The sequence below is a fragment of the Acidobacteriota bacterium genome (assembly GCA_016703965.1).
Taxonomy (GTDB): domain Bacteria; phylum Acidobacteriota; class Blastocatellia; order Pyrinomonadales; family Pyrinomonadaceae; genus OLB17.
Genome location: JADJBB010000021.1, coordinates 970,545 through 993,067, shown reverse-complemented (window position 1 = coordinate 993,067; position 22,523 = coordinate 970,545). Strand labels below are relative to the sequence as shown.

Sequence of the window (22,523 nt, the reverse complement as noted above, 5' to 3'; positions counted from 1 at the left end):
TTACGCCTCGGCCTTTACGCCTCGCCGATTCGACGGACGGCGGCCGAATTTAAGGAAATAACTGATGTTTCGCGGCTCAAAATACAGGCTCTTGATCGAGTGGAAAATGAATGCCGGATAATTCCCTGCCACGAAATACGAACCCGCGAGAATCTGATGCAGGCTCCCATAGGCCGTCCGTTTTGCAGCCTGGATCTCCGCGTCGTTCGTGCGAAAAGCCTTTTCAAATGCCAACATCATGTCGTGTTCCATAACACCGACATTCGCGTGCATGTTCGAATTATGGACGCGATATTTGAGCAGTAACTCGGGCACAAAACTGACCGTATATCGCTCACTAACACGATATTGCAGATCCCAATCTGCCGAGGTCGAAAGCCGCAGGTCGAATCCGCCGATCTCGTCAAAAACTCTTCGCGGAACCATCATCCCGCTCCCGCCGCCGAGCACGCCTTCGCGTTTGAGCATGAGTAAAATTGTTGAGACTTTGCCTTCGACACCTTCGAGCCGCTCGACAAGCGAATTGCCGTCAGCGTCAACCTCTTCAACTCCAACGTGGACGAGCCCGAGTTTCGGATCGCTGCGAAACCTCGCAACCTGCTTTTCGATCTTCGTCGACAGCCACGCATCGTCGGCATCTAGGAAAGCGATAAATTCGCCGCTGCTTTCCTTAACTCCATTATTTCGAGCTGCGGAAACACCTTGATTCTGCTGAAAGATCGTGCGGATCTTGTCGCCGTAACCCGCAAGTATCTCTTTCGAATCATCCTTCGAACCATCGTCCACGACAATGATCTCGATCTCGTGATACGTCTGAGCGAGGACGCTGTCGATCGTCTCGCGCAAATAATGCGCGTAGTTATAATTTGGAATTACAACGCTGACGAGACCTTGTTTCATTGACGTTTCCAGCAAACTGCGACCAGCGTAACCGCCGTCGCAACCGTCGCCTCATCAAAATTGTAATCGATTTCCGTCGGATAGAACGGCTTGCCCCAGATCGACTGGCTCAGGCGTTCTCGCGTCGCAACCGGGATCTTGTTAAAAACCTTCCACCCGAACAGCCTCGCCTGCGTCCCAACATCATTCGGCATTCGCTTTTGACCCTCAAAAAATGGCGAGACCTTGATCGAGGCGTTGAGGTCCTGGCCGAGGAAGCGTTCGACGGTAAAATACTCTTCCAACTCAGCCTTTAGTTCGCCGGGCTCGTATTCGTGAATATGAAACGGATTTGCCGGAACGCCATTAACGGGCTGTGAGTAATTTGCATTCGGCGTGGAAAGGATAAGAGTGCCGTCAGGTGTCAGAACACGCTGTAATTCCGCCAAAAAGTCGCCACGTTCGTGCAGATGTTCGAGCGTCTCAAACGAAGTGATGACATCAAAAGTCGCCTCATCGAACGGCAGCCCCAATCCATTTCCCAGCAATACTGCTCCGTTCTCACCGCATTCCGCTTTCGCCTCGTTAGCGGCAACGGGATCGATATCAACGCCGGTCACAAACTTCGCCTTCGACCGCAGCAAGCCAATCCCGTAACCTGTTCCGCAGGCGATATCCAGAACTCGCTTGTTTTCGACAAACGGCAAGGCAAAGACATAGCGAGCCGCGTGTTCACCCCAATACGGCGACAAACGCCCGGCGTCAACCACATTCGCTCCCTGAAATCTCTCCGAAACCGCCATCCTTTTCCCTGGGAACGCAGGCGCCCTCGCCTGCAACGCCGGTTCCTCCGGCGTAACCGAGTCTAGTATTCTTCAACCAGTTCAATCACCACTCGTGTCAGCATCCCGAAGCGGAACGCTTGCAGGCGGGGGCGCCTGCGTTCCCGGCTAAGCGAGCCACTTTTGATAAAGCTCAAATTGCCGCTCGACCATCCGCTCCGCCGTAAAACTCTCGGTCACTGTTTTTCTTGCCGCGACGCCAAGCTGCCGCCGTAATTCCGGGTCGCGACTCAAGCGAATGACTTCATTCGATATCGCCGAAACGTTATTCGGCTCGATCAGTACGCCGTTCTCACCGCTCACGATCACTTCGTTCGCACCGCCGACATTGGTCGCGACGACTGGCAAACCAACGCCCATCGCTTCCATTATCACCTGACTGAATGCCTCGGAGAGCGACGGCTGGACGAAAATATCGATCGCATTTAGAAACGCTGCGATGTCGTTTTGCCAGCCGGCGAAAACGATCTTTCCAGCCGGAAACTTCGCTGCGGCTTCGTTAACCTCGGCGATCTCGCCGCGTCCAGCAAAAACAAGCCTAGCGTTTGGGATCTCAGCCGCGATCTTTTCAAATGCCTCGACGAGCTGAATATGGCCTTTGCCGTGAGCGAAATTCGCGACATAACCAACCACGATATCTTCTTCAGCAAAGCCGAATTCTGCACGAATCCGCGATCTATCAACGGCGCTCGGCGCTAGTTGCTCAAAATTAAACCCGAGATGAACAACCTCGATATCATTCCGCCTGATGCCATCCACATCTAGCATGTACGCCTTGGCCGCGTTCGAAACGGTCAGCACGTGATCGGCTTTTTCAGCCATCCACTTGTCGGCTTTGACATGAAAACGCGAGCCGAGCATCCGCACGACGCTCGTGTGATGCCGCATCAGGGCGACGATCGAGCGGTTGCCCAAGCGCCTTGTCAAAACCCCGATGAGGCCTGAGTAAAAAAGGTGCGTGTGCAGAATATCGACCTTCTCGGCCTTCAAAAACCGTGCAAGATGACGGACGGCACCGGGATAATGCTTCTTGCCCGCTGCGTTCAGCGAACGATACGTTACGCCCGAAAATTCTCCCAGCCACGTCGGCGGCTTTCCCGGCCCAAGCTCAACCAATGACACACGAACGCCCTTTCGCGTAAGCCCGGCGGCGATATTGCGAAAATAATCGCCCTGCACCGACGAGTCGCAAATGTGGCAGACATGCATCACTAAAAAGGTAACAAATTAACGTCGAACAGAGCAGGCTGTGAGCAAAACCAATCTTTCTCGGCCGGTTTGCCTTCAAAAATGACCTGCATTTTGTATTCCGCGAGGATCGCCCATATCTCATCCAGCGACTGCCCGTTCTGCGTGATGAACGGCGGATGAAGCCCGAGCCGCGCAACTGGACGATGCGTGAGAAAAGTCTCGCGTGCTCCCTTGAGAACATCGAGTTCGACACCCTCGACATCGATCTTCAGGCAATGTGGCTTGATGCCCTTTTCTTTTACAAACTCGTCAACACTGATCAGCGTGATCGGAATTTCCGTCTTGCTGCGTTCGGTTTTCACAAGCGAATTGGCGTTCGAGATCGTATCGCCCGTGTCAAAGAAAACCGTCTGGCCGCTCTTCGACGAAACTGCCTCTGAGCGAACTTCGACAATGTCCGAAAGGCCGTTCAGATCAACAACCTCCTGCAAAACGCCACGCGTGAACGGCGTCGGTTCAAATGAGTAAACCTTTCCTCCCGCGCCAACGAGCCTCGCGGTTACAACCGCAAAAAGCCCGATGTGCCCGCCGATATCGAGGACGGTATCGCCCTTTTTCACATTCTGTCGAAAGAAAGCAAACGTCTCGGGTTCGTATTCAGCCTCGTAATATCTACTCCAGCGGGCCGGAAACTTGATGTATTCACCGCCGATGTTTCGCCCTACGCCGCGGCCGAGCGTGACGATATCGAGGGCTTTGTAGGCGATCGTTTTTATTGCATCCATCTAGTTTTCCATCTCTCCGCGCCGCAGGTATCTGAAATATTTGAGTAGTCCGCTGGGAATGCTCGATGAGATTATCTGCCGGATCACGTTCGATTCACGGACGACGCTCGCGTCGTATTTCAGCGAAGCTACATAATACGAAAACGCATTTCGGTTGTCATTGAGCAGGAAATAGTTGTCGCCGATATTGAGATAGAGCCTCGCTATCGCGGGCTTTTGTTCTTCGAGAGGAAATTGCGGCACGACCTCGGCAAGGTGTTTTCGCGCGACCTCGATCGCCGTGCGGCGAACTTCCGTCTTTGACGTGTTCGTCCCATGAAATCTATATCGCTGAACAATATCCGTCGTGTCAAAAAGACTGCCGTGAGCGGCTAGTCGAAAAGCGAAATCGAGATCCTCGGCCGCCGAATACGCCGTGTCAAAATGGATCCCATTCGCCCTGATCAGATCTGTACGCACCATGTAGCTTCCCGGCGAAAAGAATACATCGCGAAGAGCCCGAAGATACGCCTTTCTAATAAATCCGCGTGCGACCTTACCGACATTTTCTGCATAAGGCCCGCGGATCGTTTTCCCGTCGTCATCGAAGAACTCGGCCCGTCCGATGATCACATCCGCTTCGGGATGTTCAGCCGAATGCTTGTGAAACGTCTCCACCGCGTTCGGCACAAGCTGATCGTCGGAATCCAAAAAAACGATCCAATCGCCTTTTGCTGCGTCAATCCCGAGATTACGTGCCGCCGAGCGGCCCTGATTTGTTTGATGCTGGTACTTAAAACGGCTGTCTGATCCGAATTCTTCGAGCAGCGTCGAGGTATCGTCAGTCGAACCATCATCGACGACAATAACTTCGAGGTCATCGACCGTCTGCCGCAGAGCGCTGTTCACGCTTTCGCAGATGTATTTTTCCCGGTTATATGTCGGGATTATGACGCTGACTTTCGGCATTTTGCGGCTCGCTCAAATATCTAGATTACCGCATTTTGATGCGGGCACGGCGATCGCGTTCGTAAATCCCCATTTGTTGAAGTGCAGCCCCGAAAAATCCGAGACCGGTTCGATCCGGCCATTGACCACCTCAAAGAACCGATATTCCGCATTTTCCAGGCCTTGCAGAAAGCGAAATGTGGCGTCTGCTTCGACCTCAAATGCCTGCATTGACTTCGGATTCACCTCGAACATTATGATCGGTGCATCCACGCGGTCGAGTGTTGCTCTGGCTCCCCTAAAAACTGACAGTTCCGCTCCTTCGACATCGCATTTGATAAAGTCGGGCTGCGGGGCCTTCCCCTCGGAGATCAGATCGTCGAGCGGCTGCATTTGGCAGGTTATTTTGTTGACCTTCCAGCCGAGGTCGTCTGTCCAGTTCGTTAGGCTCGCCATCGACGCGTCTTCCCACGGCACAAAGAAATCGACCTCGCCCGTTCGATCCGATAATGCGACGCCGTGCAGCGTCACGTTCCCAAGCTTTTCAGCGGTCATCTCGAGACAGCGATGCAGGCTGCTGTTCGGCTCAAACGAATGAACATGGCCCGTGGGCCCGACCATTTTCGAGAGATATGCGGTGTAAAGGCCCCAGAAAACGCCGATGTCAAACGCCGTTTCGCCCGCCGAGACAAACTTTCGCATCACGATCTCTTCGTCCGTCTCCTGTCCCGAATAGACGAGCAGCCCGCGATAAACCGGCATTCGCATATCGCCGAAAACGGTGCCGCCGTTCGTCTCGAATGGCACCGCTTCCAAAAATTCGAACCGCTGAGACAGAAACTCCGTCAACCGGCTGCTGCCGCGAAGCCCGCTGCGGAAATAGGCTCCGAGAAATTTGATAATAAGATTCTTCATCGAGAAATAAACGGCAGACGCAAACGCTCGGCGAGCCAGATCAGTTCCTCACGCTCGAGAACCCAACGCCAAACCAGAAGTGCGTATATCGACAACGCCACGAGCGTCGCCGCTGCGACCCAAATATCGAGTTCGCCGAGATAAAAATAAAGTGCAAGCGGCAGTGCCATAACCAGTATTGTCATACAAAACCGCCCGACACGCTGAACTCGAAATGAAACTCCCGCCACATTCTTTGCGATCACAAACAGGCAAAACGTATCCACGATCCCGCGAATGCTCCACGCCGCCGCCGCTCCGGCGATGCCGAATTTTGTCGTCAGCAGCCACACCAAGGGAACGTATAGCACGAGCTGGATCCAATACAGTTTCGCAAATATATCCGTTCGCCCCGCCGCGAGGATCGAGGCGTATGGAAAATGCGCGAGAACGCTGAACGCGATACCGCACAGCAAAAGATAAAGCGGTCGAGGGCTCTCGCGAACGAAATTCTCATCCTTGAGCCAGAGCGCCAAAAACGTTTTCGCCACGATCGCCAGCACGACCAGTGCCGGCACGGTAACGATCATATTCAGCCGTAGGCCGCGGGAGAATAGTGCGTTCAACCTTCCCAGGTCTTCCTTACCCTGAAGCTGCGAAAACGCCGGGATAAGCGACTGTATCATCGCGACCGAGAACATTGGCACGATCGCCGCGACCGTAAATGCGATCGAGTAATACCCCAGAGCGTCGGTCGAAACTGTTTTCGCGAGAATGCCCTTTTCTGCATTCACGAGTACTGTACCGGCGAGCCCGGCTCCGACAAAAGCTCCGCCAAACTTCAGCAAGGTACGCATCTGTTCGCGTTCGAGCGTCAGGGCAAAAAGCTGCGGCAGCAGGCGGCCTGAAATATACAGATGTCCGGCCAGCGTCAGCAAACTTGCCCCCAAAAGGACTCCGGCGGCAGCCGGGATCCCAAATCCAAGATACAAAACCACCGGCGTCGAGATCATCCCCAGCATCCGAAACCCTGACGTCACGAACGTATTCAGATCCATCCGCAGACGCGTGAGCTGCGGTGTGTTGAATATCGTGTTCATGAAATTCACCACAAACGTGATCGCGGCAAGTTTCAGCCCCAGTGAGGCGTCGGCAAGGAACTCCTCTCGCACCTCAAAATACCTCGCGATCCACGTCGAGAAAGCGAACATCGCGATCGCGAACGGAAGGCTTGAAAGCAGGGCGACAAATGCCGTCGTCCGCACGATCCGTGCTTCTTTCTCAGGATCGCCGTCAGCAAACGCCTGTGACGCGAACTTGGTCGAGGCAATTCCCATCCCAAAATCCCCAAAAAGAAAATACGTCGGTATCAGGCTGACCCACACCAGCACACCATAGCCCTTGTCGCCCAGCATCCCGATCACGAGCCGCGCCGTGACAAATGAGACGACCAACGGCGCGACCTGCCCGGCAAGCGTCCAGAATGAGCCCTTGACGACCTTGGTCGTCAATCCGCCCCTCGGTGCCTCTTCCGGCGCCATCTCATCGGCTGCTATCTGGTCTGGATTCACTTTGGAAGTTTATTGACCGCGTGGATGATGTGTCAAACTAGTTGTTACGTCTCGCCCTAGATATTGTCGGCTGTTTCGCCGCCAACCAAGCTGGTCGAGTAGATCTCTGCTTTCAGATTCCGCAGCAAAGCTGTATATTTGCTTCGCTACAAAATTTTTCACCGTACAATTTTCGCGAATATATGACTAAAGTGAATCGCCGTGACCTATTAAAAACTCTCTCACTCTCGCTCGGAGCAAGCCTTGTTTTACCAGCCTCCGGGTTTTCTGAATCAGAATTAACGGCTGAGACCGAGCGAGTTTTCCGGTCGGATCTGCAACTAGATAAACCCGTTACGGCGATCACGCTCGGAGCCGGATCGCGCGGGAATGTTTATGGGAATTACGCCGTCAGCTACCCGAAGAATCTAGATATCATCGGCGTAGCTGAGCCTATCAAGATCAGGAACGAGCGATATACAAAAAAGCACAACATCCCTGAGAGCAATAGATTCGATACATGGGAAAGAGTGTTTGAGCGTCCGAAATTTGCCGATGCGATCATCATTTCCACGCCCGACAATCTTCATTACGCTCCGTGTATGAAAGCTCTCGAAATGGGATATGACATTCTGCTCGAAAAGCCGATCTCTCCAAGCGAAAAGGAATGCCGCGACATCCTGCAGTCGGCCAAGCGAAACAAACGCATCGTCGCCGTTTGTCATGTCCTGCGTTATGCTCCATATTTCATCAAGTTACGCGAATTGATCCAGAGCGGCGTCCTCGGAAAGGTTGTCTCGATCCAGCACCTCGAGCCTATACAACACATACACATGAGCCATTCCTACGTTCGCGGGAATTGGCACAACAGTAAGCAGACCACGCCGATAATTCTTGCGAAATCTTGCCACGATCTCGATATCCTCCGATGGATGCTTGGCAAACAGAGCAAGAGTATTCAGGCATTTGGCGATCTAAGCTGGTTTAGAAAAGAAAATGCTCCAGCCGGAAGCACCGCGCGGTGTTCAGACGGCTGCAAGGTCGAGAAGTCATGTCCATATTCGGCACTCGAGATCTATCATCGCAAGAGGACGTGGACATACGTCTTTGATCTGCCCGAGAAGAAAGAAGAGCAGGGTGATTTCATCATGGAGCATCTGAAAACAACCAACTACGGCCGCTGTGTTTACCGGATGGAAAACGACCAACCCGACCACTACACCACCAATATCCTGTTCGATGACAACGTCACCGCTTCATTCTCAATGGAAGCCTTCACATCATACGACGGCCGGAGAACCCGCGTCATGGGAACGCTCGGCGATGTTGTCGGCGATATGACCTCAATGACGCACACCGATTTCCTGACCGGCAAGAAAACCGAATGGAAACAGGAATCCGACGGCCACGGCGGCGGCGACTGGCGATTGGTAAATGACTGGCTGCTGGCGATCTCCAAAAAAGACCCGTCATTGCTGACCTCGACCATCGACCAGTCGATCGAGAGTCATGTAATGGGTTTTATGGCCGAGAAAAGCCGAAAAACGAAAAAAGTGATGGATATCAAGATGTAATCTTCCGACCGACGAACCTGATCACCGAGCCTTGTCCAACGTGATAAAGCCCTTCGTTCAGATCGATCTCGGTTTCATATAATTCGAGAGCGTCATAATTTGGAAAATCGGCTTTGATCTCTTCGATCGAAAACAGCGAGCCGATATCCTTCGGCCCGCCCATTTTGGGATCTCTTGCGAGATATTCGAGGTGTTTTTTGCTGAAAGCTTCGAAAATAATCACGCCGCCTGGCCGTAAATATCTGTCCAGCGACCGATGGATCTGAGATTTGATCTCGGAAGGAAAGTGAGCGTAGATGAGCGCGATGGCATCGAATTGACCGTCGGTGTAGTTCAGATCTTGCAGCTCGCCGACTTGATAGTCGATAGTTACATTGTTTTTTGCCGCCAGGCTGAGAGCTTTCTTCCTGCCCTCAGAGCTGATGTCGAAAGCGAAGATATCCCAGCCAAGTTTGGCAGCAAAGACCGCATTTCGCCCTTCACCTTCCGCCGGAAACAGAATGCTTCCGGCGTCCAGTTTTTCCAGTTGTTCTCTCAGATAAACGTTGGGCTCTTCGCCATACGCGAATTCGTCTTCGCGGTAACGTTCGTCCCATCGGCTTGTCCAAGCGTCAGTCATATTTTCTCTCGCTGAATCAATGATGGTCGCCGCCGCCTTCCGGCAAGTTGCCGTGGTAGATCTCGCTGCCGGTGGCGACAAATTCCCTCGCCTTCTCGCTCATGCCTACTGCCAAAGCCTTTTCAGCCTCGATATTCTGAGCATTTGCGTAATCACGAACGTCCTGCGTGATCTTCATCGAACAGAAATGCGGGCCGCACATTGAGCAGAAGTGGGCGAGTTTTGCTCCTTCGGCAGGGAGCGTTTCGTCGTGAAACTCTTTTGCTTTTTCAGGATCGAGGCCAAGGTTGAATTGGTCTTCCCAGCGGAACTCAAATCTCGCTTTGCTTAGAGCATTGTCGCGATACTGCGCTCCTGGATGTCCCTTTGCGAGGTCGGCCGCGTGAGCAGCGAGTTTGTAGGTGATAACGCCTTCTTTTACGTCCTGTTTGTTTGGCAGGCCTAGATGTTCTTTGGGCGTGACGTAGCAAAGCATCGCCGTGCCAAACCAACCGATCATCGCGGCTCCGATGCCCGAAGTGATGTGATCATAGCCCGGAGCAATGTCGGTCGTCAGCGGCCCGAGCGTGTAGAACGGAGCCTCGCCACAGATCTCGAGCTGCTTGTCCATGTTCTCTTTGATGAGGTGCATCGGCACGTGGCCCGGCCCTTCGATCATCGTCTGGCAATCCATCTCCCACGCGATCTTGGTGAGTTCGCCCAGCGTATCAAGCTCGGCAAACTGCGCCTCGTCATTCGCATCGGCGATCGAGCCCGGACGCAATCCATCGCCCAACGAGAACGCAACATCATACGTCCGCATGATCTCGCAGATCTCTCTAAACCTAGTGTATAAGAAGCTTTCCTCGTGATGGGCGAGGCACCATTTCGCCATGATCGACCCGCCGCGGCTGACGATGCCCGTCGTCCGTTTTGCGGTCATCGGAATGTACGGCAGACGCACACCCGCATGGATCGTGAAATAATCCACGCCCTGCTCGGCCTGTTCGATCAGAGTGTCGCGAAAAATTTCCCACGTCAGATCTTCAGCTTTGCCGTTAACTTTTTCGAGAGCCTGATAGATCGGCACCGTTCCGATCGGTACAGGTGAATTTCGCAGGATCCACTCTCTAGTAGCGTGAATATTCTTCCCCGTCGAGAGGTCCATCACGGTGTCTGCACCCCACAGCGTCGACCAACGCATCTTCTCGACCTCTTCCTCGATGCTTGATGCGATCGCGGAATTACCGATATTGGCGTTGATCTTCACCAGGAAATTACGGCCAATGGCCATTGGCTCAGATTCAGGGTGATTGATGTTGTTCGGAATGATCGCCCGACCGCGAGCAACCTCGTCGCGCACGAATTCCGGTGTGACAAACGTCGGAATGGACGCTCCGAACGACTCACCTTTATGCTGATGATTCAGAGACGATCGGTCGCTTCGTTCTGCTTTTGTGAGGTTGTCGTATTCCGCCTGTCGCCCAAGATTCTCGCGGATCGCGACGTATTCCATCTCGGGCGTAATGATGCCCTTTCTCGCGTAGTGCATTTGCGTAACGCAATGTCCGGGTTTTGCCCTGAGCGGCGCACGACGCAGGCCGGGAAACTCTTCCAACGTACCGCGTTCATTCGCCTTCGCGATCTCCTCAGCACCTTTGGTCAAATAACCATTGTCCTGCGGCAAGATCTCGCGGCCCTCGTATTCCTCAACATCGCCACGCCCGACTATCCATTCCCGCCGCAACGCCGGCAAGCCTTCGCGAACGTCACATTTCTCCGCCGGATCGGTCCAAACGCCGCTCGTGTCATACACGCGAACCGGAGCATTTTCGACAATAGTGCCGTCCATCTCCTTCGACGGCGACAAAGCTATCTCGCGAAACGGAATTCTTAAATTATGTTTGTTTTGATTGACCGTAGAGCCGTTCGTCTCAACATAAACCTTCCGCGAAGCAGGCAATTTTACCTGATCGCTGGTCATCTCCACTGACAACTGACCACTGATATCTGACAACTGTTCTTTCATCGTTTTTCTTCCTCCGGCGGCATTATCCGCGTCAGGTTTTTAGGGTAATGTCCGGCTCCACCGAACAACTCTCAGCTGGCTTGCTCCCCTGAAAACATGCTTTCTAAGATTCTAGCGAAATCCGGCAGTTTTGCCCAGACAGACCGTCGCTGCTACGCAACGTCTTTTACGAGAACCCAAGTCGTCATACACCTTAGATTTTCAACATTGGTAGTCTTGATCGGCTCGAGAAAATGGCCTCCGACAGCCGCCGTTGCGTCTCTCAGAATTTGTTCATCAACAACAAAACGCTCAGATCCATCGGGCATCAAAAACCGGCCGTTCGAGGTTGGGATAAGCAGTTCCTCGATGCCGATCGACGACGCAAGCCGTGCAAAAAATGCTCCGCCGGGTTTGAGTACACGCCATTGCTCGTAAAGCCATCGGTCAAACTGCTCTCGATCATCGGCAAAATGCATTACAGCATTGCAGATCACCCAGTCGAAACTCGCGTCCGCAAATGGCAGCGAATCAAGCGATGCGACCTGAAAATTCTCCTGCGGAAGCCCCGGAGAGAGCCTTTTTGCCAAATCCTGGATAGCGCCGATCGCGTCCGGGTTGATATCGACAGCGAAAACGTCGAAGCCATTTTGCAGCAGCCAATAGATATTTCGCCCGCCGCCGCAGCCGGCATCTAGGACCTTCATCCCGGGCACAAACCGGCCTTTCTGGATCTGATCGAACAGATAAATATCGATATCACCGAATGTTTCGCGAAGATCGTCCATCTTTATTCCTCAACCTGGATCCAACCGATCTTTCCTTCCTTATTCATCCTGAAATAGTAATAGACTTTCTTTCCCGGAAGCGTCATTCGGTAGCGAATGAATTCATCCGCCGTTGCGTCGAGCATGAAATGATCGGTTGTGATCTTTTCACGGCCTAGATAAACGAAAGATTTCATTTGTTTCAGATTTTCTGCGAGCTGCTTGCGAAAGGCGTCAGGAACCTTCGCGGTATAATTTGTCGACATCTCGCCGGTCGATCGACCGGCGGCGATCTCGCTCAGGATGTGAAGCGCGTTTTTCGTTTGCCCGGGCGTCAAATCGGGCGTTTCCTTCATACCGTCGGCAAATGCTCCCGGAATAAAATGATCAGCGATGCGTTTAGCGATGTATTCGGCACCGAAGCCGCCATCCTCGAGATTGCCGATGACAGAAACTGTTATTTTTTCCCGCGGGTAGTAACGCACGATGCTGCCAAATCCGCCGACCGTCGAGCCGAAATGCTGCACCACCTTGTGTCCATTGAACATATCGGTAAAGAATGCAAAACCATGCGCGACCGATCTGCCGTCATTTAGCCTCGTCGGTGTAAGCATCTGGTCGAGGCTCGCCGGTTTCACTACGCGGCCTTTCATCACCGCTTCCCACCAGCGGGCAAGGTCGGTTGCGGTTGCCAATATGCCGCCGCTCGCGGCGATCACTTTTGGCCGAAACGGCTCGCCGTTTTTCAAAACATCGTTTCGCAAAACATAGCCCGATGCTCGATTTGCAACGACATCTTCCTGATGCTTGAACCGAATGGTCGGAAAATTCAAGGGCTTGATTATTCGCTCGGTCACAAACTCCTCGAACGTCCGCCCGCTCGCTTTTTCGACGATAATGCCGATCAGCGGCAAATTCGTGTTCGAATAAAGCCAGTTGTCGCCCGGCTGAAATCCGATCGGAAAACCCTTGACCAGATCGACAAACTCCTCCGCCGAATATTCACGTCGGTACGAGAACTCCTTTATTTCTGTCCAGTCCTTCAAGCCCGAAGTGTGATTCAGCAAATTGCGGGTCGTGATCTTTTGCCAGATTTCAGGAGCATTTGCGGGCAGGTATTTTGTGATCGGATCGTCGAGGTTGATCTTACCATCCTCGACCAGGAGCATTACGGCCTCTGCGGCGAATTGCTTTGAGATCGACCCGATCTCATAGACACTATCCTTTGTTGCCGGAGTTTGCGATTCGAGATCGGCAAAGCCGTAGCCACTCTCCCTCACGACCTTTCCGTCACGCAGAACGGCGATCGATACGCCCGGGATCTTTCGCTGCTTCATCTGGCCGGTGATGAACGTATCAAGCGAATCGGCCCGCGCGAACGACACAAAAACAAATAGCAATACGACCAGAGCCCACGCTTTAAGTTGCTTCTTCACGGCTGCCATTTCTCCCAACCAAAAATCCTTTAATTCGTCGATTGTACGCGAAAATCTAAGAGTACCGCATGCGAATTTTGAGGCCAGCGATCTTCTGCGACAAGCTTTGGGAACAATTCCCATGAAAATGCGTGTAAAACGCAGTTTTGTTAATTCCCAGTTCAGAAAATTGAAAAGATCCGCTTATGCAACCTTTTGCCTTAAGCGCTATACTAATCACAAGAATGTTTATCATTGATAAACGATTCATACACGGGGGTCCGGGAAAATGAAAAAGTTGGTACTGGCGATATCGGGCGTTTTCTGTCTTCAGTTAGGTTTTATTGCGTATCATTCAAGCGATCCGGCGGCCGAAACGTCGTTCCTCGTGGTTGACGAGCAAGCGACTGACCGAAGTTTAAAGAGCAACGTGGTTGAGCCATTCGTGGGTAATGGAGAGATCGCGGAGTTCGACCCGGACTCTCTGGACGAAACTCCAGAAACCTACGAGATCGAGCGATCCTTCTATCCGCGTCCTGACTCCGCTCCGCAGACGGCCCGCTATGTTGCCCGTAAACGTCCTGCTCTCAACACTTTCGTATCTCAAAATACTGCCGACGATCTGCGTCCGGTCAGCGTCACGTACAACGTTTACCAACCTGTCGAATTCAAAACCCGATCCATTCGCCCTCGTACTGAATACCCGCGAGCTATCGCCGACCAGGCTCCGCAAACATACGAAATGAACGCGAAGATAGCCTCGAAACCCAAAAAAAAGAACTTCTTTGGCAAAACGCTCGCCGTCGTCAAAAAACCTTACGACTGGCTAAAGGCCGTCGGCTCGACCATTAAGTGATAGCTAGGAGAATTGCTTGGATCTAATTGTCAATCGTAAACTGGCTGATTGTTAATTGGCAGAAGAATTCCTCCTTCCAAATAACAATCTGCCCGTTTACAATTGACGATCTCTAGACGTTTTGTGCGTCGGGCTTGTACCTCGCGAGAACTAGATTTAAACTCAGAACCTATGAGTTTACTCGACACAATAATCGCCGATATGACGACCGCGATGCGGGCGAAAGAGGCTGAAAAGCTCTCGACGCTTCGCATGGTCAAGGCCAACCTGATGAACCGCAAGATCGACAAAGGCGGTGAGTTGACCGACGAAGAGATCTCAAAAGCCCTGCAGTCGCTCGTCAAGCAGCGGCGAGATTCGATCGAGCAGTACGAAGCCGCCGGACGCAGCGACCTTGCCGCAAAAGAAAAAACTGAGATCGCCGTCATCGAAGTCTATCTGCCGCAGGCAGCGACGCCTGAAGAGATCGCCGCCGCCGTCGATGCCGCAGTTGCCTCGACCGGAGCTTCGACGATGAAGGACATGGGAATGCTGATGAAAGCGGCCCTCGCGAACCTCGCCGGCAAAACCGCCGACGGCAAACTCGTCAGCGAAACCGTAAAATCGAAACTGTCATAATCAAATGAGCTGGGCCGAATCAAAGCTGGAGGAACGCGGCCGGCGGGCTCTCGAACGCCAGCTCGATTACCAGGAACACAAATCCGCCGCATATTCGCCGCACGAAGCCGAGCTCGTCCGGACAAATTTCCTTCGTTCGCAGCAAGTCCGTCAAAAGCTGGAATCGATAAAGCCTTTTCGCGAATCCGACATGGTCCTCGAGGTCGGCAGCGGTGCTCACGGCCTGGTTTTCGGCATCGCGAACAGCTTCGGCGTCGGCGTCGATCCGTTGGCGGTCGACTACAAAAAACTCTTTCCACGCATCCAGCAAACCGCTCCGACCGTGGCTGCGATCGGTGAGGAACTTCCATTCGCTGACGCGTCATTCGACATCGTCATGAGCGACAACGTCATTGACCACGCGACGCGGCCGTTCGCCGTGGTTGACGAGATAATCCGCGTTCTAAAACCCGGCGGGCTGCTTTATTTCACGGTCAACGTCCATCACCCGTTCTACGATCTCGCCTCGCGAGCCCACGGCGCGTGGAATGCGATCGGTCTCAAATTCGAACTCTCCGCCTTCGCCGACCACACCGTCCACCTCAGCGAAAAACAGATAGCCGACGTTTTTGCCAAACTCCCGCTCAAAGTTTTCCAGCAAAACACCACGATCGCCGCGACCAAAAAAGCCCAGCGATCCGCCCCGCTGACAAATCTCGACGCGTTATTGAAAAAAGTATTTTTTAAGAATGCTTTGTTCGAAGTTGTCGGAGTCAGAACCGAAGAGCGATAGCGACCGGGTTCTTCAACCACTGGAAGAAATAGGCCACAGATAAACGGACAAGATGGATTCACACAGATCTATTTAAATATCCGTGTAAATCCGTCCTATCCGTGGCTAATTTCCTGTCTCTTTTTGAGTTGCCACTAGCTTCAGCTAGTGGTTGTGGTCTAACAAAACAAAGGCTTTAGCCGAATTCCTGATAAGGCTTTTGCTAAAGCCTTTTATTCTACATACCTTGTCCACTAGCTAAAGCTAGTGGCAATTCATGGGCAAAAACAGCTGAGGAGAACAATTAGTCCGGCTTCTTCTCATCCCCAACGGTCGCATCTTTGACCTCGGTCTCGAACCGCCGGTAATCGCCATATTTGATGAGATTGTTGATGTTTATGCCTGCGAACAATATCTTGATCTGCAGGTTGATGTCAGCCTGCGACGGCAGCCAGATCTCGTTGTTGACGATCTCATTCTCGAGGCTGAACGATGCTCCGCGTTTCGCCTTCGCCAGGAAGTTCCCGGCACTTTGCGTCAAAACCGCTTCCAACCGCACTACCTGTTTCGTGGCAGTATCTACCCAAACGGCTCCGTTGCAAAGAGCAAAAAGCTTCTCGTTTCGCGTCTGCGGCTTGAAGGCCGGATTCGGCTCATAGTCAAAAACGATCACATCGCGGTTCTTAAAACGCTCGCGGCGAGGGTTCGTCAGGAGCGATCCCTTGAGAGATTCGGCGATCGTAATTCTCTGCCCCTCGCCCTTCGGCTGGCCGACAACGCCGGCTGCTACTGCTTTCTTTTCTTTTTCCGCGATCTTTTTTTCGATCTCAGCGACCTGTTTTTCGACGTCCCGATCTTCTTTCGCCTGATCCGAAGCAGAAAGCGGCTTGTTGTTTTTCTCGAGAGTCCGGCTGATACGATAGCCCTTGTAGAACGTGTACGAACGCTTTTCAGAGCCTTTGACAACAAAGTCGCCGTTGCTGTTCAGGTCGCGGTCGATGCGGGTCTCGGTGTAGCTGTAATTTTCGAGGATCTCATCGACCTTGTCAGCGTTCGCCCGGATCTCATTCAGCAAACTCGGAATATCCGGCAGCGGTTCGCCCGCCATCTTCGGAAAGTCGAACGACGAACGAGCCACCGCGACGTTGTATTTAACGTCATCAAGCTTAACGTCATACGTCTCGTCTCCATCGGCAAAACGAAACGCAAACGGCGTCGGTACGCCATTAACAACCCGATGATCGCTGTACTCGAACGACTTCCCGCCCTGCGGCACTTCCTCGCGAACCAGCATTCCGGTTGCCGCATCGAAGAAAAGCTTGAGCTTTACCGCCTTTGCTGTGGTCAGCACGACGACGTTTGCAGGCTTTCCATTGACAGTCGCTGTACCACCGGCGGTGAGCTTCGATTTCTCATCCTTCGCCCTTAGCCAGCGGGTGTTGCGGTACACCGCCTCCGCCTGAAAGGCATTCCCGGCTTCTCCTGTCAGCGTTTTTAACCCATTTTTCGAATCCCGTATCCAGCCCGACTTCCCGTTGTAGCCGTAAGCAACCTCAAACCCGTTCAGATCATACATCCCGCCGTAGAACGTCCCACCCGACCCAAACGCCGAATAATTGCCAGCCGCCCCGTCCGAAACACGCGTTATCTTCCCCGTCTGCTGCCACGAAGTAATCGCTTTAAGCGGCTTTTCACCGCCAAGAGCCTTGTTAGCCTGGCTGATCACCTTCGAAGGCGACTGAGCCAAAAGCCCTGCAGTTAGAACAAAAACAAAAGCGAAGGATGATAGCAATTTCATATCAATTCGGTATCCACTGTATCTACGGAAATAGTACACGGATAAAACGGATGTAACGGACCTTCAAAGATGATATTTTTCATATCCGTGTAAATCCGTCCGATCCGTCAAATCTGTACCCTATTTTCGGCCCGGCTAATGCCGCTTTTGCAGAGCCATATTCGACTCGCCACTCCTGCTTCTACAATCATTTCGCTCCTCGGAAGCTAATAGATGCGCTGCGTCTAATCGATCTTAATATCATATTTCCCCAGCAACCCCGCGATTCCCGCGTGTGAGAATTTCGCGCCCTTAACACGATTCAGTTCCGGGGCAAGGCTGTAATTGAACGCGGTGCGGAAATCGGCCTTTTCGAGATTGGTTTGGACGAACGAGGCTTTCATCAGATCGCAGTTGTGGAACACTGCAGAAGTGAGATCGGCGGACGTGAAATTGGATTCCTTGAGCGAGCAGTCCGCGAACCGCGTTGCTTTTAATTTCTTCTGGAAGAAAGACGAATAGTCGAGCTGGCAATTCTGAAAACTCACAGCAAAAAGAAAATCGCTGCATTTGCCAAAATCTACGCCAACGATCTTGCAATCGAAAAGATCGACTGTTTTCAGGGCGGCTTCCTTTAGTTTCACCAGCGATAGATTGCAGTCACGAAAGACGCAATCGACGAAAACCGTCCCACTGAGATCGGATTTGGAGAGATCACATCGCAAGAATTCACAGCTCTCGAATTCTTTGTCGGTAAGATCTTCTTCCTGAAGATCGACTCCGTCAAATTCCTGATCTTCGTAATATTGAGCGTCCATATGGTCAGAACCGCCTGCGTGAGCGGGCGGAACGGTGCCGGGGCTTTCAAAACCGTTGCATTGGATCCTCGCTGACGTCATTCCGCCCCCTTACGGGAGGCGGTTCTGACACGGGTCACGGCGTCGGAATTTGCTCGACCAGCACAGCGTTCCCGGCTTTGTCGAAATAGGTACACGTCATAGCAGCCATGTCGATCGTCCAATGGTCGACGCCGGTTTCTGCGCAGTCGCTGCAGAATTTCGGATAGTCAGTACCGCCCTGCTGATGTAGCTTCAACCTGGCTTTAAACTCATCGACGTCGCACGCGTCAGCTATTTCTGTCGAGGGATACGCCGCGTCAGAAACCAACCGCTCTCCGTCCTTATCCCAATATTCCGCATGGCCATCGGCCACGAAAATGCTGTTACCGGTAACGCCAAGCTCGATCAGATCCTGCAAGAACTGCGGAAAATCCGCACCACTTGTGACGCGTGAATGGGCTTCGTGTATCTGTTCGAGAGTAAACATTATTTTATCAGCGGCAAATGACTGGAACGCAGGCGCCCTCTCCTGCAACGCCGCAGTTTCTGCGGTGTGACAGACGCCGCCATTTTACAACGCACGAGTATTTCTTTGCCGAGGCTTCACGCCGGAGGAACCGGCGTTGCAGGCGAGGGCTCCTGCGTTCCCGGGCTCTACCCAAAAATATTCCGCACCTTATCGATGAACGACTCGTCCGAAAAATCTACATCCTCGATCTCGGCGAGCTGTTCGAGCAGCTTTCGCTGTTCTTTGGTCAGCGTCTTTGGCGTCACAAGCGTGACGGCGACAAAAAGGTCGCCTTTGCCGCGATGGCCGAGGTTTGGCATTCCCTGGCCCTTGATGCGAAAGACGGTACCGGTCTGTGTTCCCGACGGGACTTTCAGCTTTTCAACGCCGTCGAGCGTTTTGACCTCGATCTCAGCTCCGAGTGCGGCCTGAGCAAATGTGACCGGCACGGCAGCGTAAAGATCGGCTCCCTGACGCTCGAAATTCTCATGCGCCGCCACGTGCAGCACGATGAACAGGTCGCCAGACGGCCCGCCGTTCACGCCGGCTTCGCCTTCGCCGGTGACGCGCAAGCGGGAACCGGTCTCGACACCCGCAGGTATCTTGATCTCGATCGTTTTTTCTTTCTCTACGCGGCCCTGGCCGTGGCATTTTTTACACGGCGATTTAATGATCTGGCCCTTGCCCTGACAATTGCCGCATGGCCGCATTACGCTGAAAAAGCCCTGCTGATATCGCGTCTGCCCGCTGCCGCCGCACGTGACGCAAGTCTCGGCGGTCGTGCCTTTTTCGGCTCCCGTGCCGGTGCATTCGTCACAGGTTTCTAAACGCGGGATGCGAAGTTTTTCGTCTTTGCCGGTTGCGGCATCCTCAAGCGAAATTTCGAGATCGTATCTCAGATCCGAACCGCTGAACCGTCGTCCGCCGTTTGCCCTGCTGGCCGAACATATCGCCGAACCCGAAAATATCGAAGATATCCTCGATATTAGAAAACCCGGGATCAAATCCGCCGCCCGCACCGGCACCAACGCCTTGATGCCCAAAACGGTCGTACGCCGCCCGCTTTTGCGCATCCGAAAGCACGGAATACGCCTCGGCAGCCTCTTTGAATTTCTCTTCCGCCGCCGGATTGTCAGGATTCTTGTCAGGATGATACTGAACCGCGAGGGTTCGATAGGCACGCTTGATCTCGACCTCGGTCGAGGTCTTCGTCACGCCCAGAATTTCGTAATAATCTCGTTTGCTCATTTATAAATCTAAAAATGCGACAGTCCATCGAAAGAACTGACGCTCTTATATTTTGCGACAACCTTACTTTTTTTTCAACTTTTGAGCCTAACCCGATGCAAAAGCCCAGGCATTGCCCAAGCCCGCGCGTGAGCAAGGGCGATTAATCCAACTTAACCATCACTCGACCAAAAACTCGATTCAAGTAACCCCAAAATGAGTGAATCGCCCTTGCTCACGCGCGGGATTTCGCACCGTTCTCCATCCGCAGATTTCCTCTTAAGAGACATTTGAACAATCTCCCAAATACCTCTACCAATCTGCCGGCAATGACGTAAAAACGCCCTATTTACCTCTACATACCCATTGGCGATTTTTCGCCCGATCGATGTGGTCCTGTTCGCTGAAACCCAGTATTTACCGGCATCTGAGACTTCGATTTAGCAAAAGTGTGAAACGATTCACACTTTTTATGCCGTATTTTTTGGTAAAGATAGCGAAAAACGGAAATTTCACAAAAATTCCGGTCGAATCCGACTGGAGCGCGAGCGTCTCGCTTGCCCGCGGCGAAGCTCGTGGTGTTCCGGCGTTGCAAGCGGGACGCCCAGCGCTCCCGTCGCTCTCCAATCAAAAAAGCCACCCTTGCAGGCGGCCTTTTTGCGCATTAGCTCAAGATCTGTCTTAGGACATATTCAGCATCGCTGTCGTGATGCGGTTGGCGGCGCCTTCGACCTTGTCGAACTGGATCTTCAGTTCCTCGACGCTGCCTGATTCGAGCATCGATTCAGCCTCGTTGAGGATCTCGTTGATCGCCTGCTGCTCCTGCAGATCGAACGATTTGCCGATCTCGGACATTGCCCGGCGTGAGTTGCGAACCAGCGTATCGAGACGATTTTTCTCGACGATCAGTTCCTTTTCATCCTTGTCACGCTCGATCGACGTTTCGGCCTCGATGATGAGGCGTTCGATCTCGTCCGGCGAGAGCCCCGACGAAGGCGTGATCTGAAGAGCCTGCTCGAGGCCCGTCATCTTGTCCTTAGCCGAAACACTGACAATGCCGTTCGCGTCGATCTCAAACGAAACATCGACCTGCGGAACACCGCGTGGTGCCGGCGGAATGCCGACGAGTTCGAATTTCGCGAGCGAGCGGTTTGCCGAAGCGATCTCGCGTTCGCCCTGCAAAATGTGGATCTCGACCGATTGCTGATTATCGACAACCGTAGTAAACGTCATCGTATTCTTGAGCGGAATGGTCGAGTTTCGTGAAATAAGTTTGACGAACAAACCGCCGCGAGTCTCGAGACCGAGGCTCAATGGCAGAACGTCGAGCAGGACGATATCCTTAACATCGCCGGTAAGAACGCCGCCCTGAATAGCAGCTCCCATCGCGACGACCTCGTCCGGATTGATCTCCGCCGACGGCTCCTTGCCGAAAACTTCTGTAACCGTTCTCGTAATGATCGGCGAACGCGTCTGGCCGCCGACCAGGATGACCTTATCAACATCCGAAGGCTGCAACTTAGCATCCCACAGAGCTTTCTGGCACGGCTCTACCGACGATTCGACGAGATCCTGGACCAGCTCTTCGAACTTGGCTCGCGAGAGCGTCATGTTGATGTGATTTGGCCCTGTCGCATCAGCCGCGATGAACGGCAGGCTGATGTTCGTCTCCGTTACGCTCGAAAGTTCGCATTTTGCACGCTCAGCGGCTTCCTTCAAACGCTGCAACGCGAGGCGGTCACCGCGGAGGTCGATGTTGAATTCCGTGAGGAATCCCTCGACCAGCCAATCAATGATCCTATGGTCAAAATCCTCACCGCCGAGGAACGTGTTGCCCGAGGTAGACAGCACTTCGAAAACGCCGTCGTTGATCTCGAGGATCGAAATATCGAACGTACCGCCGCCAAGGTCATAGACGGCAACCTTTTCGGTCTTGCTCTTGCCAAATCCATAGGCGAGAGCAGCGGCCGTAGGCTCGTTGATGATGCGTTCGACCTCAAGGCCGGCGATCTTACCCGCATCGCGAGTCGCCTGACGCTGCATGTCGTCGAAATATGCCGGAACGGTGATGATAGCTTCCGTGATCTTGTCACCGAGAAATTCTTCAGCCGAGAGCTTCAATCTCTGAAGCACGATTGCCGATATCTCTGGCGGACTGTAAACACGGTCGAGAACGCGGATGTGAGCGTCGCCATTAGGTGCCTTGACGATCTCGAATGGTACGGTCGTACGCATCTTCTCGACTTCCAGCGACTCAAATTTGCGGCCGATCAGTCGCTTGACAGCGTACAGCGTGTTCGCAGCGTTAGTCACAGCCTGACGCTTGGCGATCTGGCCGACGAGCCGCTCGTCTTTATCGGTAAAACCTACGACCGACGGCGTTGTGCGGCCGCCTTCTTTATTGGAGATGATCTGGACTGTGCCGCCTTCCAGAACGGAGACGCAGCAGTTTGTTGTGCCGAGATCGATACCTATTACTTTGCCCATAGCTTTGAATTCCTTTGAGGGGTTTTGGTG

Annotated in this window: 19 protein-coding genes, 1 pseudogene and 1 riboswitch; of the genes and pseudogenes, 4 read left to right on the top strand and 16 right to left on the bottom strand. The window is 53.0% G+C overall.

From position 1 onward, the window contains the following. The 7 genes from IPG22_11965 to IPG22_11935 form a co-directional block, all read right to left on the bottom strand. The gene (locus IPG22_11965) at positions 1–900 is read right to left on the bottom strand and encodes a glycosyltransferase family 2 protein (protein MBK6589000.1); all 900 of its coding nucleotides are present in this window, start codon (positions 898–900) and stop codon (positions 1–3) included. Continuing rightward, the gene (locus IPG22_11960; protein ID MBK6588999.1) at positions 897–1,682 is read right to left on the bottom strand and encodes a class I SAM-dependent methyltransferase; all 786 of its coding nucleotides are present in this window, start codon (positions 1,680–1,682) and stop codon (positions 897–899) included. The genes IPG22_11965 and IPG22_11960 overlap by 4 nt, the downstream gene beginning before the upstream one ends. 147 nt (positions 1,683–1,829) lie before the next feature. Then, complete coding sequence (locus IPG22_11955) at positions 1,830–2,930, bottom strand: glycosyltransferase family 4 protein (protein ID MBK6588998.1); 1,101 nt, start codon at positions 2,928–2,930, stop codon at positions 1,830–1,832. A gap of 2 nt (positions 2,931–2,932) precedes the next feature. Continuing rightward, on the bottom strand, positions 2,933–3,697 hold the full coding sequence (locus IPG22_11950) for an FkbM family methyltransferase (GenBank protein MBK6588997.1): 765 nt from the start codon (positions 3,695–3,697) through the stop codon (positions 2,933–2,935). Next, complete coding sequence (locus IPG22_11945) at positions 3,698–4,645, bottom strand: glycosyltransferase family 2 protein (GenBank protein ID MBK6588996.1); 948 nt, start codon at positions 4,643–4,645, stop codon at positions 3,698–3,700. A gap of 12 nt (positions 4,646–4,657) precedes the next feature. After that, positions 4,658–5,539 carry an FkbM family methyltransferase gene (locus tag IPG22_11940; GenBank protein ID MBK6588995.1) on the bottom strand — a complete coding sequence of 294 codons (882 nt, stop codon included), beginning with the start codon at positions 5,537–5,539 and terminating at the stop codon, positions 4,658–4,660. Then, positions 5,536–7,089, bottom strand: coding sequence for an oligosaccharide flippase family protein (locus IPG22_11935; GenBank protein ID MBK6588994.1), 1,554 nt, complete (start codon positions 7,087–7,089; stop codon positions 5,536–5,538). Before IPG22_11935 ends, IPG22_11940 begins: the two co-directional genes overlap by 4 nt. A gap of 182 nt (positions 7,090–7,271) precedes the next feature. On the opposite strand from IPG22_11935, the gene IPG22_11930 reads away from it, so the two are divergent. Beyond that, on the top strand, positions 7,272–8,642 hold the full coding sequence (locus IPG22_11930; GenBank protein MBK6588993.1) for a Gfo/Idh/MocA family oxidoreductase: 1,371 nt from the start codon (positions 7,272–7,274) through the stop codon (positions 8,640–8,642). Here IPG22_11930 and IPG22_11925 read toward each other — a convergent pair. The 4 genes from IPG22_11925 to IPG22_11910 form a co-directional block, all read right to left on the bottom strand. Beyond that, on the bottom strand, positions 8,632–9,261 hold the full coding sequence (locus IPG22_11925) for a class I SAM-dependent methyltransferase (protein MBK6588992.1): 630 nt from the start codon (positions 9,259–9,261) through the stop codon (positions 8,632–8,634). The genes IPG22_11930 and IPG22_11925 overlap by 11 nt on opposite strands. A 16-nt stretch (positions 9,262–9,277) precedes the next feature. Beyond that, entirely contained in the window at positions 9,278–11,224 is a 1,947-nt protein-coding gene (thiC, locus tag IPG22_11920; GenBank protein MBK6588991.1) for a phosphomethylpyrimidine synthase ThiC, read from the bottom strand. Positions 11,225–11,260: 36 nt separating this feature from the next. Next, positions 11,261–11,369: riboswitch (TPP riboswitch) on the bottom strand. A gap of 52 nt (positions 11,370–11,421) precedes the next feature. Further along, on the bottom strand, positions 11,422–12,036 hold the full coding sequence (locus tag IPG22_11915; GenBank protein ID MBK6588990.1) for a class I SAM-dependent methyltransferase: 615 nt from the start codon (positions 12,034–12,036) through the stop codon (positions 11,422–11,424). A 2-nt stretch (positions 12,037–12,038) separates the two neighbouring features. After that, positions 12,039–13,451 (bottom strand): beta-lactamase family protein, encoded by a 1,413-nt coding sequence (locus tag IPG22_11910; protein ID MBK6588989.1) that lies wholly within the window; start codon positions 13,449–13,451, stop codon positions 12,039–12,041. Positions 13,452–13,719: 268 nt separating this feature from the next. Between IPG22_11910 and IPG22_11905 the strand changes: the two genes are divergently transcribed. The 3 genes from IPG22_11905 (at position 13,720) to IPG22_11895 (ending at position 15,676) form a co-directional block, all read left to right on the top strand. Next, positions 13,720–14,286: a hypothetical protein gene (locus tag IPG22_11905; GenBank protein ID MBK6588988.1), complete on the top strand. Its 567-nt coding sequence runs from the start codon at positions 13,720–13,722 to the stop codon at positions 14,284–14,286. 171 nt (positions 14,287–14,457) lie between these two features. After that, positions 14,458–14,904, top strand: a complete 447-nt coding sequence (locus IPG22_11900) for a GatB/YqeY domain-containing protein (protein ID MBK6588987.1) — start codon at positions 14,458–14,460, stop codon at positions 14,902–14,904. Between the two features lie 4 nt (positions 14,905–14,908). After that, on the top strand, positions 14,909–15,676 hold the full coding sequence (locus IPG22_11895; protein ID MBK6588986.1) for a class I SAM-dependent methyltransferase: 768 nt from the start codon (positions 14,909–14,911) through the stop codon (positions 15,674–15,676). Positions 15,677–15,959: 283 nt separating this feature from the next. On the opposite strand, the gene IPG22_11890 is transcribed toward IPG22_11895, so the two are convergent. The 5 genes and pseudogenes from IPG22_11890 to dnaK all read right to left on the bottom strand — a co-directional run bounded on the left by IPG22_11890 (position 15,960) and on the right by dnaK (position 22,493). Then, a complete protein-coding gene (locus IPG22_11890; protein MBK6588985.1) occupies positions 15,960–17,453 on the bottom strand; it encodes a hypothetical protein in 1,494 nt (497 codons plus the stop codon). A gap of 224 nt (positions 17,454–17,677) precedes the next feature. Further along, the gene (locus IPG22_11885; protein ID MBK6588984.1) at positions 17,678–18,331 is read right to left on the bottom strand and encodes a pentapeptide repeat-containing protein; all 654 of its coding nucleotides are present in this window, start codon (positions 18,329–18,331) and stop codon (positions 17,678–17,680) included. A gap of 34 nt (positions 18,332–18,365) precedes the next feature. Continuing rightward, on the bottom strand, positions 18,366–18,758 hold the full coding sequence (locus IPG22_11880) for a DUF1398 family protein (protein MBK6588983.1): 393 nt from the start codon (positions 18,756–18,758) through the stop codon (positions 18,366–18,368). Between the two features lie 167 nt (positions 18,759–18,925). Next, a pseudogene (gene dnaJ, locus IPG22_11875) lies at positions 18,926–20,027 on the bottom strand (molecular chaperone DnaJ). A gap of 660 nt (positions 20,028–20,687) precedes the next feature. Continuing rightward, on the bottom strand, positions 20,688–22,493 hold the full coding sequence (gene dnaK, locus IPG22_11870) for a molecular chaperone DnaK (GenBank protein ID MBK6588982.1): 1,806 nt from the start codon (positions 22,491–22,493) through the stop codon (positions 20,688–20,690). Positions 22,494–22,523 lie beyond the last annotated feature (30 nt).